This window comes from Pseudomonas sp. 32_A, assembly GCF_017490905.1.
In the GTDB taxonomy this organism is placed as follows: Bacteria; Pseudomonadota; Gammaproteobacteria; order Pseudomonadales; family Pseudomonadaceae; genus Aquipseudomonas; species Aquipseudomonas inefficax.
Genome location: NZ_JAFGYI010000018.1, coordinates 78,814 through 92,860, shown reverse-complemented (window position 1 = coordinate 92,860; position 14,047 = coordinate 78,814). Strand labels below are relative to the sequence as shown.

Annotated in this window: 14 protein-coding genes; 4 read left to right on the top strand and 10 right to left on the bottom strand. The window is 63.0% G+C overall.

From position 1 onward, the window contains the following. Nucleotides 1-177: 177 nt before the first annotated feature. Nucleotides 178-390 carry a hypothetical protein gene (locus tag J5M58_RS13455; protein ID WP_063912423.1) on the top strand — a complete coding sequence of 71 codons (213 nt, stop codon included), beginning with the start codon at nt 178-180 and terminating at the stop codon, nt 388-390. Here the strand turns inward: J5M58_RS13455 and J5M58_RS13450 are convergent. From J5M58_RS13450 to J5M58_RS13420, 7 genes are all read right to left on the bottom strand, one after another. Continuing rightward, the gene (locus tag J5M58_RS13450; protein WP_207878386.1) at nt 362-1,363 is read right to left on the bottom strand and encodes a nucleoside hydrolase; all 1,002 of its coding nucleotides are present in this window, start codon (nt 1,361-1,363) and stop codon (nt 362-364) included. The genes J5M58_RS13455 and J5M58_RS13450 overlap by 29 nt on opposite strands. Before the next feature lie 283 nt (nt 1,364-1,646). Continuing rightward, on the bottom strand, nt 1,647-2,045 hold the full coding sequence (gene rbsD, locus J5M58_RS13445) for a D-ribose pyranase (RefSeq protein ID WP_112252429.1): 399 nt from the start codon (nt 2,043-2,045) through the stop codon (nt 1,647-1,649). Next, nucleotides 2,042-2,950: a ribokinase gene (rbsK, locus tag J5M58_RS13440; RefSeq protein ID WP_112252428.1), complete on the bottom strand. Its 909-nt coding sequence runs from the start codon at nt 2,948-2,950 to the stop codon at nt 2,042-2,044. Before rbsK ends, rbsD begins: the two co-directional genes overlap by 4 nt. 15 nt (nt 2,951-2,965) lie before the next feature. After that, nucleotides 2,966-3,988, bottom strand: a complete 1,023-nt coding sequence (locus J5M58_RS13435; RefSeq protein WP_207878384.1) for a LacI family DNA-binding transcriptional regulator — start codon at nt 3,986-3,988, stop codon at nt 2,966-2,968. A gap of 4 nt (nt 3,989-3,992) precedes the next feature. Then, nucleotides 3,993-4,988, bottom strand: coding sequence for an ABC transporter permease (locus tag J5M58_RS13430; protein WP_133971200.1), 996 nt, complete (start codon nt 4,986-4,988; stop codon nt 3,993-3,995). After that, a complete protein-coding gene (locus J5M58_RS13425; RefSeq protein WP_112252425.1) occupies nt 4,985-6,538 on the bottom strand; it encodes a sugar ABC transporter ATP-binding protein in 1,554 nt (517 codons plus the stop codon). The genes J5M58_RS13430 and J5M58_RS13425 overlap by 4 nt, the downstream gene beginning before the upstream one ends. Before the next feature lie 21 nt (nt 6,539-6,559). Beyond that, on the bottom strand, nt 6,560-7,516 hold the full coding sequence (locus J5M58_RS13420; RefSeq protein WP_112252424.1) for a sugar ABC transporter substrate-binding protein: 957 nt from the start codon (nt 7,514-7,516) through the stop codon (nt 6,560-6,562). A 404-nt stretch (nt 7,517-7,920) separates the two neighbouring features. Here J5M58_RS13420 and J5M58_RS13415 point away from each other — a divergent pair, with 404 nt between their 5' ends. Continuing rightward, nucleotides 7,921-9,009, top strand: coding sequence for an asparaginase (locus J5M58_RS13415; RefSeq protein ID WP_112252423.1), 1,089 nt, complete (start codon nt 7,921-7,923; stop codon nt 9,007-9,009). Nucleotides 9,010-9,157: 148 nt separating this feature from the next. Here the strand turns inward: J5M58_RS13415 and J5M58_RS13410 are convergent, their stop codons facing one another. Together J5M58_RS13410 and J5M58_RS13405 are read right to left on the bottom strand one after the other, a co-directional pair. After that, on the bottom strand, nt 9,158-10,630 hold the full coding sequence (locus tag J5M58_RS13410; protein WP_112252421.1) for an amino acid racemase: 1,473 nt from the start codon (nt 10,628-10,630) through the stop codon (nt 9,158-9,160). A gap of 11 nt (nt 10,631-10,641) precedes the next feature. Then, nucleotides 10,642-11,928, bottom strand: a complete 1,287-nt coding sequence (locus J5M58_RS13405) for a dicarboxylate/amino acid:cation symporter (protein ID WP_207878382.1) — start codon at nt 11,926-11,928, stop codon at nt 10,642-10,644. Nucleotides 11,929-12,154: 226 nt separating this feature from the next. On the opposite strand from J5M58_RS13405, the gene J5M58_RS13400 reads away from it, so the two are divergent. Together J5M58_RS13400 and J5M58_RS13395 are read left to right on the top strand one after the other, a co-directional pair. Then, a complete protein-coding gene (locus J5M58_RS13400) occupies nt 12,155-13,072 on the top strand; it encodes a LysR substrate-binding domain-containing protein (protein ID WP_112252419.1) in 918 nt (305 codons plus the stop codon). An 84-nt stretch (nt 13,073-13,156) separates the two neighbouring features. Next, nucleotides 13,157-13,399, top strand: a complete 243-nt coding sequence (locus J5M58_RS13395) for a DUF1654 domain-containing protein (RefSeq protein ID WP_112252418.1) — start codon at nt 13,157-13,159, stop codon at nt 13,397-13,399. A gap of 13 nt (nt 13,400-13,412) precedes the next feature. On the opposite strand, the gene J5M58_RS13390 is transcribed toward J5M58_RS13395, so the two are convergent. Beyond that, entirely contained in the window at nt 13,413-13,838 is a 426-nt protein-coding gene (locus J5M58_RS13390) for a GTP pyrophosphokinase (RefSeq protein ID WP_112252417.1), read from the bottom strand. Nucleotides 13,839-14,047: the final 209 nt, after the last annotated feature.

The following is a 14,047-nucleotide window of genomic DNA, read 5'->3' as shown; positions in this document are numbered from 1 at the left end:
GAAAACGCAATCGTGACCGGATTTTGCACAACCCGCTGCGTTTGCCATATGCTTAAGCCACAAGGTCACTGACGCAAAGTCATGATTCAGTGCAAGAAGTGGAGCGCACCCCGCCTCCATCGAACACCAGGGTCAGGTGTTCGCCCCTTCGTCCCGGGCCCCAAGCGAGAGCTTTTCATGAGCAGCCACAGCATCGATGCCGATATCAAGGTCAAATGGGCCGAGGGCCAGAGCGCGTACAGCCCTGGCACACCAGAAGAGTTGCTGTTGATTGCCATCGACCTGCTGGTGCGCGATCGCGGCGCCGAGGCGGCACGCAGCTTCATCGACCAGGTGTTCGAGCGCTTCGCGCCGCACACGGCTATTCCAATCGCGCCAAACGGGCGCTGAGCAGGTCGAACAGGCCCTGGGCATCGCCCTCCTCCACCCACATCACGTTGGCAGGCTGCTTGAGCACGCCGTACCAGTCGGCAATGGTCTGGCCGAAGCCGGGGCCTTCGCGGCTGTCGATGCTCATGTGAATGCGCCGGCCGCTGAACAGCTCGGGCTCGAGCAGGTAGGCGATGACGCTGGCGTCGTGCACCGGGCCGCCGGGCATGCCGTACAGGTCCATGTCGTGGGTGATGTAGGCGTTGAGGATATCCACTACCCGTTTGCTGGCCTGGTTGTTCACCGCCGCCAGTTGCTTGAGTCGGGCGTCGCTGGTCAGCAGCTTGTGGGTGACGTCCAGCGGCAGGTAGGTAAGTTGCACGCCGCTGGCCAACACCACTTCAGCGGCATGCGGGTCGGCATACAGGTTGAATTCTGCCGCCGGGGTGATGTTGCCGCCGTTGAAGTGGGCACCGCCCATGACCACCACTTCTTTGATGCCTTTTGCGATCTCGGGTTGCTGGATCAGCGCCAGGGCCAGGTTGGTTTGTGGGCCGAGCATGGCGATGGTGATGCTGTGGGGCTTGGCGCTTGCCAGGGTGTCGACCAGGTATTGCACGGCATTGCCTTGGGCCAGCGGCGCTTTCGGTTCGTGAACCTGGATGCCGGTAAGGCCTTCTTCGCCGTGCACGTCGGCGGCGTAGATCGGCTTGCGCACTAGCGGGCGCGCGGCGCCGGCGTACACGGGGATGTCTTCGCGACCAGCCCATTCGCGGGCCAGGCGGGCGTTGCGCGAGGTTTTTTCCAGGCGCACGTTGCCGGCCACGGTGGTGATGGCGCGAATGTTCAGTTCGTCGGGCGAGGCCATGGCCAGGAACAGCGCGACCACGTCGTCGGCGCCGGGGTCGGTGTCGATGATCAGGTCGATGGGGGCGGCCTGGAGGGTGGTGGCTGCGGCCATGAGGGCGATTCCTTGTAGCAGGGGTTTGAGCATGGGTGGCACTCCTGTTGCCTGGGTTGGTATTCCTGAAACACCGCAAATCCCTGTGGGAGCGGGTTTACCCGCGAAGAAGGCAGCGCGGTGGATGGCACCGGCTTCGCCGGTGTTCGCGGGTGAACCCGCTCCCACAGGGGGCCTGCGGTGAATGGCACCGGCTTCGCCGGTGTTCGCGGGTGAACCCGCTCCCACAGGGGCCTGCGGTGGATGGCACCGGCGCTGCCGGTGTTCGCGGGCATGCCCGCTCCCACAGGGGATCTGCGTTGGGCAAGATGGCGAGTTAGAAGGTCACGCCGGAGATCAGCGCAATGTTGCTGTAGGGCTGGCACTCGCCAGTACGCACTACCGCACGGGCATTGCGTGACAATTCCTTGAAATCTTCATGGCTCAGCCATTCGCGCTTGCCCAGCTTGCCCTTCAGCCGCTCGATCTCGACCAGCGCCGGCGGCACCACTTTCTGCATCTCTTCGGCCAGCACGTGGCGCTCTACCTGCAACTCGCTCAGCACAACCCGCAACACGCTGGCGAAATCCGGCAGGCCAGGCGTGACGGCCAGGTCGATCAGTTCTACCCCCGGTGGCACCGGCAGCCCGGCATCGCCGATTATCAGGATGTCGCCATGCCCCATGCCGGCAATGGTCCGCGACAGGGCGACGTTCAGCAGTGGGGTTTTCTTCATGGCGCAAGCTCCGCCAGGTAGGGAATCGACGGCTGGGCGCCGGCGCGGGTAACCGACAGGGCCGCGGCGCGCTGGCCGAAGGCGATGGCTTCGCCCTCATCCAGGCCGCGCACCAGGCCAGCGGCAAAGCCGCCGATGAAGGTGTCGCCGGCTGCCGTGGTGTCCAGCGGCTGGACCACCGGCGCGGGGAAGTGCTGGTGGCCCTCGGGGGTGACCAGCAAGGCCCCTTGCGCGCCCAGGGTGATGATCACTTTGCCCGCGCCCAGCTGCAGCAAGCGCTCGCCGGCACGCCGGGCACTGTCCAGGTCCGCAACCGCCACGCCGGTCAGGGCTTCGGCCTCGCTTTCGTTGGGCGTCAGGTAGTCGATGTGGGGGAACCAGTCCGCCGGCAAGGGGCCGGTCGCCGGCGCCGGGTTCAGGATCACCTGCTTGCCCAGCTCGCGCCCCCTGGCCAGGGTCCAGGCCACGGTGTCGGTGGGTACCTCCAGCTGGCAGATGATCACCTCGGCCGCCTGCAGCAGCGCATCGAACCGCTGCACCGACTGCGGGGTCAGCAGGCCGTTGCCACCCGGGATGATGACAATGCAGTTCTGGCTGGCGGCATCCACGGTGATCAGCGCCACACCGCTGGACACGCCCTGGCAGGTGATGACGCCCTGGCAGTCGATGCCTTCCACATACAACGCCCGGTGCAGTTGCCGACCATAATCATCGTCGCCGACGTTGCCGATCATCGCCACGCTGCCGCCCAGGCGCGCCACGGCCACCGCCTGGTTGGCCCCCTTGCCGCCCGGCACGGTGAAAAAGCTTTCGCCGGGGAGTGTTTCGCCGGCCCGGGGCAGGCGCTGGGCGCGGGCCACCAGGTCCATGTTGAGGCTACCGACTACCACGACCTTGGCATTCATGACATTTCCTTAGCGTTAGCGGTAATCGTTGAACAGGTCCGGGCGCGGCCCGGTGGACTCGCGCAGCACGATGCGCGGGGCGACGATGCGTTGCTCTGCCGCGCCCTGGCGGGGTGTGCCGATACGCGTCAGCAACAGTGACGCGGCGCTCTCGCCCAGCTCGCGGATCGACTGGCCCACCGTGGTCAACGGCGGGTACACATAGCGGCTGAGTTCGATGTCGTCGAAACCGATCACCGACAGCTCGCCGGGCACGTTGATATTGCGTTCGGCCGCGGCACGCAGCACGCCGAAGCCGATCATGTCGTTGCCGGCGAAAATCGCCGTGGGCCGCCTGCCCTCCAGCAACCGGCTTGCCACCGCATGGCCACCCGGGCTGGTGAAGTCGCAGTGCAGCACGCGGTCGCCCAGCACCACCACACCGGCCTCGGCCATGGCGCGGCGGAAGCCGCTCAGGCGCAGCTGGGTGACCCCGGTTTCGGCGGGGCCGCCGATGTAGGCGATGTCACGGTGGCCAAGCTCCAGCAGATGCCGAGTGGCCAGGAAGGCGCCCTGCTCGTGGTCGATGCGCACCAGGTCGGCATCCACGCCATCCAGTTCGCGGTCGACGATCACCATTGGCGTACGCACGCCAGCCAGGCTTTGCAGCAGGTCGCTGTCCTGGCCTACCGAAGCCACCACCAGGCCGTCGATGCGTTTTTCCAGCAGTACGCGCAGGTAGCTGCGCTGCTTTTGCGGGTTGTCGTCGGAGTTGCACAGGATCACGCAGTAGCCGTTGCGCTCGCAGGCATCTTCAATGCCCCGCGCCAGTTCGGCGAAGTACGGGTTGACGCTGTTGGGCACCAGCAAGCCAATGGTGGCCGTGCTGCGTGCCTTTAGCGAGCGCGCCACGGCGCTGGGCACGTAGTCGAGCTCGGCGATGGCGGCTTCGACTTTCAGCCGCACTTGCTCGCTGACCGGTCGGGTCTTGTTCAGCACATGGGACACAGTGGTGTAGGAAATGCCCGCCAGTGCCGCGACGTCTTTGATGGTTGCCATGTTCTCAGTTCCGCCGGCCTGCACGCCGGCTACGGTAAGTGTCGAGCACCACGGCGATGACGATCACCGCCCCGGTGATGATGCGCTTGGTCGGTTCGCTGGCACCGATCTGCGCCAGCCCTGCGGCCAGCACCGAAATGATCAGCACGCCAAAGAAGGTGCTGATGACCGAGCCTCGCCCGCCCATCAGGCTGGTGCCGCCAATCACCACGGCGGCGATCACCTGCAGCTCCAGGCCGGAGCCGGCATTGGGGTCTGCCGCTTCCAGGCGCGAGATCTGGAACAGCGCGGCCAGGCCGGCAAGCAGGCCCATCAGGGCGAACACCAGCACCTTGTACGGACGCGGGTCGATGCCGGCCAGGCGCACGGCCTCTTCGTTGGTGCCGATGCCGATCAGGTAGCGGCCGAACACCGTGCGGGTCAGCACCAGCTGGGCCAGCACGATCACCAGCAAGGCGATGATGAACGCCGGCGAGATGCCGAATGCAATGGGGTTGGAGAACCAGGCATAGGCATCGCCGATATAGGCAGTGCGCGAATCGGTGAACTGGTAGGCCAGGCCGCGGGCCATTTCCAGCACGCCGAGCGAGACGATGAACGACGGAATGCGCCAGGCCACGGTGACGCCGCCGGTGATGCTGCCGGCCAGCGCGGCCACGGCCATGCCCAGCAAGGCAGAAGGCAGCGCACCCCAACCCCAGCCGAGGATCGCCACGCTGACCGTCGAAGCCGCCAGCGCCAGCACCGAGCCCACCGACAGGTCGATGCCGCCGATGATCAGCACGAAGGTCATGCCCACCGCCAGCACCATCAGGTCGGGAATCTGGTTGGCCAGGGTACTGAAGGTGTTGTACGACCAGAAGTGGCTGCTGAGGAACGAGAACAGCACGATCATCGCCAGCAAGGCGCCGGCCAGGCCCAGGTAGGTACCCAGGCCAAGATAGGTGCCACTGCGGCGCACCGGTACGGCGCCTTGGCTGTCGAGCGGGGTGGTTTTCATGCATCCATCCTGGGAGCTGCGTCATGCAGCAGTGCGTCACGTTTCTGATAACCGGCAAAGGCTGCAGCCAGCAGCTGGTCCTGGCTCCAATGGTCACGCTCGAAGGTGTCGATCAGGCGGCCGGCAGACAGCACGGCGATGCGGTCGCAGATCAGCATCAGCTCGCGCAGGTCGCTGGACACCACCACCAGGGCCTTGCCCTGGCGCGCCAGTTCGGCCAGCAGGCCGTAAATGTCGAACTTGGCGCCGACGTCGATACCACGGGTGGGCTCGTCGAACAGCAGCACCTGGCAGTCGCGCTCGAGCCAGCGGCCGATCACCACCTTCTGCTGGTTGCCACCAGACAGCTCGCCTACCACTTGCTGCGGGCCGGCACTGCGAATGCGCATGGCCTGGATCTGGCGCTCGGCCAATGCCGCTTCGGCCTCGCCATCGAGCACCCCGGCCCGGGATACCGCGCCGAGGTTGCCCAGGGCGATATTGGCGCTGATCGACTGTGTCAGCAGCAGGCCCTCGCCCTTGCGGTCTTCGGTGATCAGCGCGATACCGGCCTGCACGGCAGCCTTGGGCGAGTCGATGGTGACCACCTGCGGCGGCTGGCCGAGGGCGACGCTGCCGCTGTCGGCACGGTCGGCGCCGTAGATCAGGCGCAACAGTTCGGTACGGCCGGCACCGATCAGGCCAGAGATGCCGAAAATCTCCCCTGCCCTGACCTCGAACGTCACTTCACGCACCTTGTCGGCACGGCTGAGCTTGTCGACCTTGAGCAGCGGCGCGCCGATCTGCCGGCGGCCCAGGTCGATATGCTCGCCCAACTCGCGGCCGACCATCAGGTTGACCAGTTCGGCGCTGCTGTAGCGCTGGATCGGTTCGTCGCACACCAGCTTGCCGTCGCGCAGCACGACGATGCGCTGGGCCACGCGCTGCAGTTCTTCCAGGCGATGGGAGATGTAGACGATGGCCACGCCACGTTGGCGCAGGCGTTCGATCTGGGTGAACAGCAGCTCTACCTCGCGCGCGGTGAGCATGGCGGTGGGCTCGTCGAAGATCAGCACATGGCAGTCGCCGATCAGGTTGCGGGCGATCTCGACCATCTGCTGGTGGCCGATGCCCAGTTCGCCAACCGGGGTGTCCGGGTCGATGGCGTCGAGGCCGACCTGGGCCATGGCCGCCGTGGCCAGCTGGCGCAGGCGCTTCTGGCTGATCCAGCCAAAGCGGCCGGGCAGGTTGTCGAGGAACAGGTTTTCCGCCACGGTCAGCGTGGGCAGCAGGTTCAGCTCCTGCATCACCATGCGCACGCCAAGGCGCTCGGCCTCGCTGCGGCTGCCGGGTGCGTAGGCCTGGCCGCGGTAGCGCATGTGCCCGGTGGTGGGGGTTTCCAGGCCACTGATGAGCTTGGACAGGGTGCTCTTGCCCGCGCCGTTCTCACCCGTCAGCGCCAGCACTTCGCCGGCCCGCAGGTTCAGGCTGACCTCGCCGAGCACGGGCTGGGCATAGGTCTTGCCCAGGCCGCTGGCGGCGAGCACCACTTCATTGGCCGATGCAGGCATGGCCGTATCTCCTGCCAGCAATCAGGGCTTGGTGATGAGTTGGACCGGGGTCTGGATGACGTTGTCGGCATCCACGTCGGGTTTCTCGCCCTTGACCATTTTCAGCGCCGCCTGGATGCCGTACACCGCCTGCTGGCTGGCCGCCTGGTCGAGGGTGGCGAGCACACGGCCATCGGCGAGCATCGGCTTGATGGCGTTGATGTTGTCGTAGCCCACCACTTGCACCTGCCCGGTCTTGCCGGCGGCACGCACGGCCGACACGGCGCCCAGGGCCATGCTGTCGTTACCGGCCAGCAGGGCTTTCAGGTCGGGGTATTCGTTGAGCATGGAGGCGGCGACGGCGTTGCCTTTGTCGATTTCCCAATTGCCGCTCTGCACCGAGACGATCTTGACCTGCGCGGCCTCCATGGCGTCCTTGAAACCGGCGGTACGCTGCTGGGCGTTGGTGGTGGTCGGCACGCCTTCGATGATGCCGACCTGGTCGCCGGCCTTGAGCTTTTTGTTGGCCAGGAAGTCGCCGACCAGGCGCGCGCCCTTGCGGTTGTCGGGGCCCACGAAGGGTACGCTGATGCCTTTGCTCTTGAGCAGCGCCGGGTCCAGACGGTTATCGATGTTGATCACCACCACGCCCTGGTCCATGGCCTTCTTCACCGCCGATACCAGCGCCTTGGAGTCGGCCGGGGCGATGACCAGGGCCTTGGCGCCTGCGTTGACCATTTGCTCGACGATGCGGATCTGCTCGCCGGTGTCGGTCTCGTTCTTGATGCCGTTGGCGATCAGCTCGAATTCATCGGCGTGGGCTTTCTGGTAGTCCTTGGCGCCGTCTTCCATGGTGCGGAAGAACTCGTTGGCCAGCGACTTCATGACCAGGGCGACCTTGGGCTTGTCTTCGGCGTGGGCGGTAGAAAACGGCAGGGCCAGGGAAAGCGAGGAAATGACCGCGAGGGCCAGCAGACGACCGGGGAACGGCAGCTTCATGGACGATGACTCCGAATCTTGTGTTTTTTGTCGGATCGCAAACGTTTGCGTTGCCTAACTATGGAAACAGGACCGGGGTTTGTCAAATCCGTTTGGCTGTCGGAGGTCAAGTCGAGCCCGGGGCAGTTTATCCGGATTTTTTCCGAAAAGCCGAACGTCTTTTCCTACGTTTGTTCGGAATCTCGAATGGCCCCCCTTCATGTGGGAGCGGCCTTGTGTCGCGAAAGGGCCGCAAGGCGGCCCCGGCAATGTGTGCTGTTGCGCCGGAACCCGGGGCCGCTGCGCGCCCCTTTCGCGACACAAGGCCGCTCCCACAAAGGCCGTGCGCGCAAGTGGTACGAAACCTGCCTTGCACCCTGTGCGACAAAACAACCATCTCATTAGGAAGAGAGAGAACAATAACGATGAATGCCGCACTGAAAACCTTCGCCCCCACCGCCCTCGCCCTGCTGCTGGCTCTGCCTACCACCGTCTCGGCCAAAGAAGCCGAAACCCAGCAGAAGCTGGCCAACGTGGTCATTCTCGCCACCGGCGGCACCATTGCCGGTGCTGGCGCCAGCGCCGCCAACAGCGCCACCTACCAGGCCGCCAAGGTGGGCGTCGACAAGCTGATCGCCGGCGTGCCGGAACTGGCCGACCTGGCCAACGTACGCGGCGAGCAGGTCATGCAGATCGCCTCTGAAAGCATCTCCAACGACGACCTGCTCAAGTTGGGCAAACGCGTTGCCGAACTGGCCGAAAGCAAGGATGTGGACGGTATCGTCATCACCCACGGCACCGACACCCTGGAAGAAACCGCCTACTTCCTCAACCTGGTGGAAAAGACCGACAAGCCGATCGTGGTGGTCGGTTCGATGCGCCCGGGCACCGCCATGTCCGCCGACGGCATGCTCAACCTGTACAACGCCGTGGCCGTGGCCAGCGACAAGCAGTCGCGCGGCAAGGGCGTGCTGGTGACCATGAATGACGAGATCCAGTCCGGCCGCGATGTGAGCAAGTCGGTCAACATCAAGACTGAAGCCTTCAAGAGCGCCTGGGGCCCGATGGGCATGGTGGTGGAAGGCAAGTCCTACTGGTTCCGCCTGCCGGCCAAGCGCCACACGGTAAACTCCGAGTTCGACATCAAGCAGATCAGCAGCCTGCCGCAGGTGGACATCGCTTATGGCTATGGCAACGTCACCGACACCGCCTACAAGGCGCTGGCGCAGAACGGCGCCAAGGCACTGATCCATGCCGGGACCGGCAACGGTTCGGTGTCGTCACGGGTGGTGCCGGCGCTGCAGGAACTGCGCAAGAACGGCGTGCAGATCATTCGCTCGTCGCATGTGAACCAGGGTGGTTTCGTGCTGCGCAACGCCGAACAGCCGGATGACAAGAACGACTGGGTCGTGGCCCATGACCTGAACCCGCAGAAGGCGCGGATCCTGGCGATGGTGGCGATGACCAGGACCCAGGACAGCAAGGAGCTGCAGCGGATCTTCTGGGAGTACTGATCACTACTGCCCCCTGAAATGCAAACAGCCCGCTGCCACCCTGTGGGAGCGGGTTCCCCCGCGAACACCGGCAAAGCCGGTGCCATACACCGCCTCGCATTTTTCGCGGGTAAACGCGCTCCCACAGGGAAAAGGCATGAGAATGCGGTTAACTACCTGAACCTCCAGCCAACACGACACATCTGCGTGCCAGGATCATCGTGGGGTCTACCAGAGCAACCGTCCTGCCACTGAGTTCATAAGCATCACAGTGGCTGAGCACCAGCGGCAGTTCCGTACAGCCCAGAATCAGCACCGTCGCCCCCACTTCCGTAAGATGCTCGGCCGCAATCAACAGCTGGTCTCGACACAGTCCTTCAGTGAAGCCAGCCTTGACGCCCCGCTCACCATAGATGGCCTCCATGACCAGCTTCTGGTAATCCGGCGCCGGCACAACAATCTCAAGCCCGGCGCGGCTGGCTGCCTGGTGATAGACCTGGCTGGCGACGGTGCCTGACGTCGCCAGCAGGCCGACCGTCCTGTCGCGGCCGTATGTTTGTCTTATCCAGTCGATCGTCTCGGTGAGCATGTTGACGATTGGCACGCGCAGGTGCTCCTGGATGCGTTCAACAAACGCGTGAGCGGTATTGCACGGGATTGCAATTGCATTGGCACCGGCGCTTTCCAGGCGTTTGCAGGTCGCATACAGGGCCATCGTCGGGTCGGTTTCATCATTCAGCAGACTGGCTGTGCGATCCGGAATTTGCGGGTTCTGCTCGACCACCATCTTGATGTGGTCCTGATCCCGGCCTGCTGGCGTACCGGCAACCACCTTGCCCATGAAGTCCACCGTAGCTGCGGGGCCGACCCCACCCACGATACCCAGCTTGAATGGCAGTTCACGGGGCGCACTTGAGCCTTGGGTCGCGAACGTGGCGTAGAGCTCGTTGATATCCAGTGCGGCAATGCCGCGGCGCTGCAGGTCGGCGCACACCAGCGAAAGCTCGGTCATGCCCGGCACGACCAAGCTGGCACCCTGTGCCTGCACTGACAGGCATGCCTGGTACACGGACTCCAGAGGCATGCCATCCAGGTGCCCATCCTTGATGCCGTTGACGCCATACATGGCCTCCATCAGCGCGACCTGCGCTTGTGCATCGGGGTACACCACATCGTACTGGTGGCCCAACGCTTGTTCGAAGAGCCCGGAATGACGCACATAATCCGAAGCAAGCACGCCGAGTGTACTGCCTGGCTCCGCGACCTGACGGATGTGTTGCACCAAGGCTTCCATCATGTCCAGCACCGGAGTCCCCAGCTCTTCCTGGATCTGCGTGCGGAACGTCTGGCTGGCGAAGCAAGGCAGCATGATTGCATCCACACCGCTAGCTTCAAATGACCTGCACACCTCGAAAACATAGAACTTTCGCGAGGTCATGCTCGCGCTTGCATCCAAAGGCAGCATTACATCCTTGAAGGGATGTTGCTCGAGCAGGAAATGAAAACGCCCCTGGTCCTCCAGCACCGCCCGCGACTTCAAAAGCTTGTAGAAAAGGTCGCCCCCCGCGAGCGAACCAAGCCCGCCGACAATTCCGATCGTGTGGGCAAAAGCTTGTGGAACTGCTGCCTTCTTCGACTTCATGAGCAAACTCCTCAGGCGGCCGATACCGGGCGGTCGAGGGTGGGCGCCTCGCTTGCCGCTTGCGGCTCGGTCTGTGGCTCTGATCTGGCGATCACAGCCGTGGCAATGCTGTTGCCCACGACATTGGTAGCGGTACGTGCCATGTCGAGGAACTGATCGATACCGATGATCAACAGCAGGCCAGCCTCAGGCAGGTTGAACATCGGCAAAGTCGCAGCGACCACCACCACCGAGGCCCGCGCCACGCCCGCCATGCCCTTGCTGGTAATCATCAGGGTCAAAAGGATCAACACCTGCTGGGTGAAGCTGAGGTCGATGTTGTATGCCTGGGCGATGAACATGATGGCGAACGCCTGGTACATCATCGAACCGTCGAGGTTGAATGAGTAGCCCAACGGCAGGACGAAGCTGGACACGCGTTTCGGCGCACCGAACTTCTCGAGCGCTTCCATCGTTTTCGGGTAGGCCGCCTCGCTGCTGGCCGTGGAGAACGCCAGCAGCACAGGCTCGCGAATCAGTTTGCCGAGCGTGAAAACAGACTTGCCCAGGCACAAGTAACCCGCACCGAACAGCACTGCCCACAGCAGCAGGATGCCCAGATAGAACTCGACAATGAGTTTGCCATAGTCGGTCAGCAGCCCCAGGCCTTGAGTAGTGATTGCAGAAGCGATCGCTGCAAAAACCCCGATCGGTGCAAACGCCATGACATAGTCAGTGATGCGAAACATCACTTTCGCAAGTTCATTGATGCAGTCCACAATCTTTGTATGGCCGGCTCGGTTGACACCTGCCAAGGCGAAGCCAAAGAACAAAGAGAAGACCACAATTTGAAGTATTTCATTATTGGCCATGGCCTCGGCAATACTGCGAGGGAATACATGACTGATAAATACCTTGAGGCTGAAGTCGCCTGTATTCACCGGGGTTGTAACGGCATCAGCGTGATGCGCGACCTGCAAGTTGATGCCAGCGCCTGGCTCGAACAGGTTGACCAGCGCCATGCCGATCGCCAGTGAAATGGCCGAAGCGCAGACGAACCAGGCCATGGCACGAAAGCCGATGCGGCCGACCGAGCGCGAATTGCCCATGCTTGCGATCCCGCCGACAAGCGTGGCGAACACCAACGGCGCGATGATCATCTTAATCAAACGCAGAAAGATATCCGTCACCATTGAGAAGTAGCCAGCTATCTGCCTGGCGTCCTGTTCGCTGCCTGCGAAATGATGACATGCCCAGCCGACGACTACGCCCAAGGCGATACCTATCGCAATCCGGCGCGGAAGTTTATTGTTTTTCACGATGTATTCCTCAAGTTATTTTCTATTTTTTCTACTTGGCAGGATCTGGATAAAGACAGGAACAGCAACTCGCCGAGCGAGTGCTGGGGACAAGTTTATCGCCGCGAAAAAACAAGTTGATGAGTAATAGGGCTGACCCTATGCGTTTTTGGAATAGTTTACAGGCATCGCTGTCGAGGCTTATGCGAACACGCTTACACTGAGCGCCTGGCGAAGGAGATCAGCGATGCAAATCAAGTGGCTGGACGACCTCATGGCAATCGCCGAGTGGAAGAATTTTTCTCGCGCCGCCGAGGTGCGTTGCGTTACACAGTCCGCGCTTTCCAGGAGAATCCGCTCGCTCGAAGAGTGGGTGGGTGTCGAACTGGTTGATCGTGCAACCTACCCGGTACAGCTTACGCCCGCCGGCCAGACCTTCTGCGCTGAAGCCCGCCAGGCGCTCGCTGCCTTGATGGCGCTGCGCGCCGACCTGAGGGACGTGAAACGGATGCCAGGGCGCTCGATCCAGATCACGGCAGCCCACAGCCTGTCCATGACGTTCCTGCCGAAATGGCTCAGCCAGTTCCAGCAGCAAAACGAGCGCTTCAATGCCCGGGTAGTGGCGGCCAACATCAATGACGCCGTCATCGCCCTTGAAGAAGGCAGCTGCGACCTGATGATTGTCTACCATCATCCGCTCACCCCCATCTCCCTGGACCCTGAGCGCTTCGGTAGCCTGGCGCTCGGCCACGATGCATTCATCCCCGTGTGTGCGCCCGACGCGCAGGGCAAGCCGATGTTCCGGCTTTGCGCAGGCAACAAGCCTATTCCGCACCTGGCGTACACGGCTACGACATTTCTGGGGAAAGTGGCAGACGTCGTCATTCGCAACGCACCTGAAGTCGCCCCTCTGGAACGGTGCTATGAGGCCGATATGGCGATGCTGCTGGTTCGCATGGCTGTCGAGGGCTATGGGGTAGCCTGGCTGCCCCACAGTGCAGTAAATGACGAACTGGAAAGAGGGTTGCTCGTGCAGGCCGGAGGCGCCGAATGGAGCACTCGGCTGGAGATCCGCTCGTACTGCTCGCTGTTGAATCAGAACCCTACGATGAGAAGCCTGTGGAATACCCTGGACAACACTGCGCATGGATCAGCCCAGGCTTGAGCACAGTTTCCGCCTGACAAGCTGTTGCGAAATTACTTACAGTGAAATACTGTATGTGCATACAGCAAAAACAAGGAAACACTTGTGTCCAGCACCGCCTCCGCCACCCCGAGCAGCTACGAACAACTGGGTATGCGCATCCAGAAGATCATCAACAGCCCCACGGCACAGCGCAGCCGTGCGGCGTTGATCTTTCGCCTGGAACAGGAAACCCCGGAAGACTGGGAAACCCTGCTCGGGGAAATCGCCGAAAACGACAATGTCACCCTCGCCCACCGCGACGATGGCGGTGTGCAGATTTTCTGGACAGTACCGAAGGAAGACTGACCGCGCATCAACCTCAAGCCAGTGCCTGCAGGTAGGCACTGGCTTCGCGGTAACGCGCCAGCCGCGCCAGGTCGGTGGGGCCTGGGCAGGGGATGCGCGAAAGGTCGCTGTTGTCGGCCAGGTCAGCCAGCTTGACGGTGCGCGCCAGCGGGTCACCGCCCAGGCGCACCACGAAGTCCTGGTAGGCCTCGCCCTCACGGCGGCTGAGCGCCAGCAAGGCGGCAAGGATTTTCAGCGCGAAACCCTCCCGCGCCAGGTCGGACAGGGTCAGCGGGGTGTCTTCGATCACATCGTGAAGCACCGCGACAATCCGTTGTTCGGTTGTGCCAACCCGCATCATCACGCGTAGCGGGTGGAGGATATATGCAGCCCCACCCTTGTCGTATTGCCCTTCATGCGCCCTGGCGGCCACGGCAATGGCCCGCTCCAGTGTAGACATGAGGCCCTCCCCGTTCAGCTTCCTCCTGCCAAGCATAGCCAAAACTGTGCGGACAATGTCTAGCACGCGTGTGACTGCTCGAAATCCGGAAGCTGGCGCACGCCCTGTAGGAGCGGCCTTGCGTCGCGACGGGCTGCGAAGCAGCCCCGGGATTTCGGCATCACAGCGGATTCTGTGGGGCTGCTTCGCAGCCCGTCGCGACGCAAGGC

What these genes read in the sequence shown, in the direction of transcription:
- J5M58_RS13455 (WP_063912423.1), top strand. Translation starts at nt 178, where the DNA reads ATGAGCAGCCACAGCATCGATGCCGATATCAAGGTCAAATGGGCCGAG.
- J5M58_RS13450 (WP_207878386.1), bottom strand. Translation starts at nt 1,363, where the DNA reads ATGCTCAAACCCCTGCTACAAGGAATCGCCCTCATGGCCGCAGCCACC.
- rbsD (WP_112252429.1), bottom strand. Translation starts at nt 2,045, where the DNA reads ATGAAGAAAACCCCACTGCTGAACGTCGCCCTGTCGCGGACCATTGCC.
- rbsK (WP_112252428.1), bottom strand. Translation starts at nt 2,950, where the DNA reads ATGAATGCCAAGGTCGTGGTAGTCGGTAGCCTCAACATGGACCTGGTG.
- J5M58_RS13435 (WP_207878384.1), bottom strand. Translation starts at nt 3,988, where the DNA reads ATGGCAACCATCAAAGACGTCGCGGCACTGGCGGGCATTTCCTACACC.
- J5M58_RS13430 (WP_133971200.1), bottom strand. Translation starts at nt 4,988, where the DNA reads ATGAAAACCACCCCGCTCGACAGCCAAGGCGCCGTACCGGTGCGCCGC.
- J5M58_RS13425 (WP_112252425.1), bottom strand. Translation starts at nt 6,538, where the DNA reads ATGCCTGCATCGGCCAATGAAGTGGTGCTCGCCGCCAGCGGCCTGGGC.
- J5M58_RS13420 (WP_112252424.1), bottom strand. Translation starts at nt 7,516, where the DNA reads ATGAAGCTGCCGTTCCCCGGTCGTCTGCTGGCCCTCGCGGTCATTTCC.
- J5M58_RS13415 (WP_112252423.1), top strand. Translation starts at nt 7,921, where the DNA reads ATGAATGCCGCACTGAAAACCTTCGCCCCCACCGCCCTCGCCCTGCTG.
- J5M58_RS13410 (WP_112252421.1), bottom strand. Translation starts at nt 10,630, where the DNA reads ATGAAGTCGAAGAAGGCAGCAGTTCCACAAGCTTTTGCCCACACGATC.
- J5M58_RS13400 (WP_112252419.1), top strand. Translation starts at nt 12,155, where the DNA reads ATGCAAATCAAGTGGCTGGACGACCTCATGGCAATCGCCGAGTGGAAG.
- J5M58_RS13390 (WP_112252417.1), bottom strand. Translation starts at nt 13,838, where the DNA reads ATGTCTACACTGGAGCGGGCCATTGCCGTGGCCGCCAGGGCGCATGAA.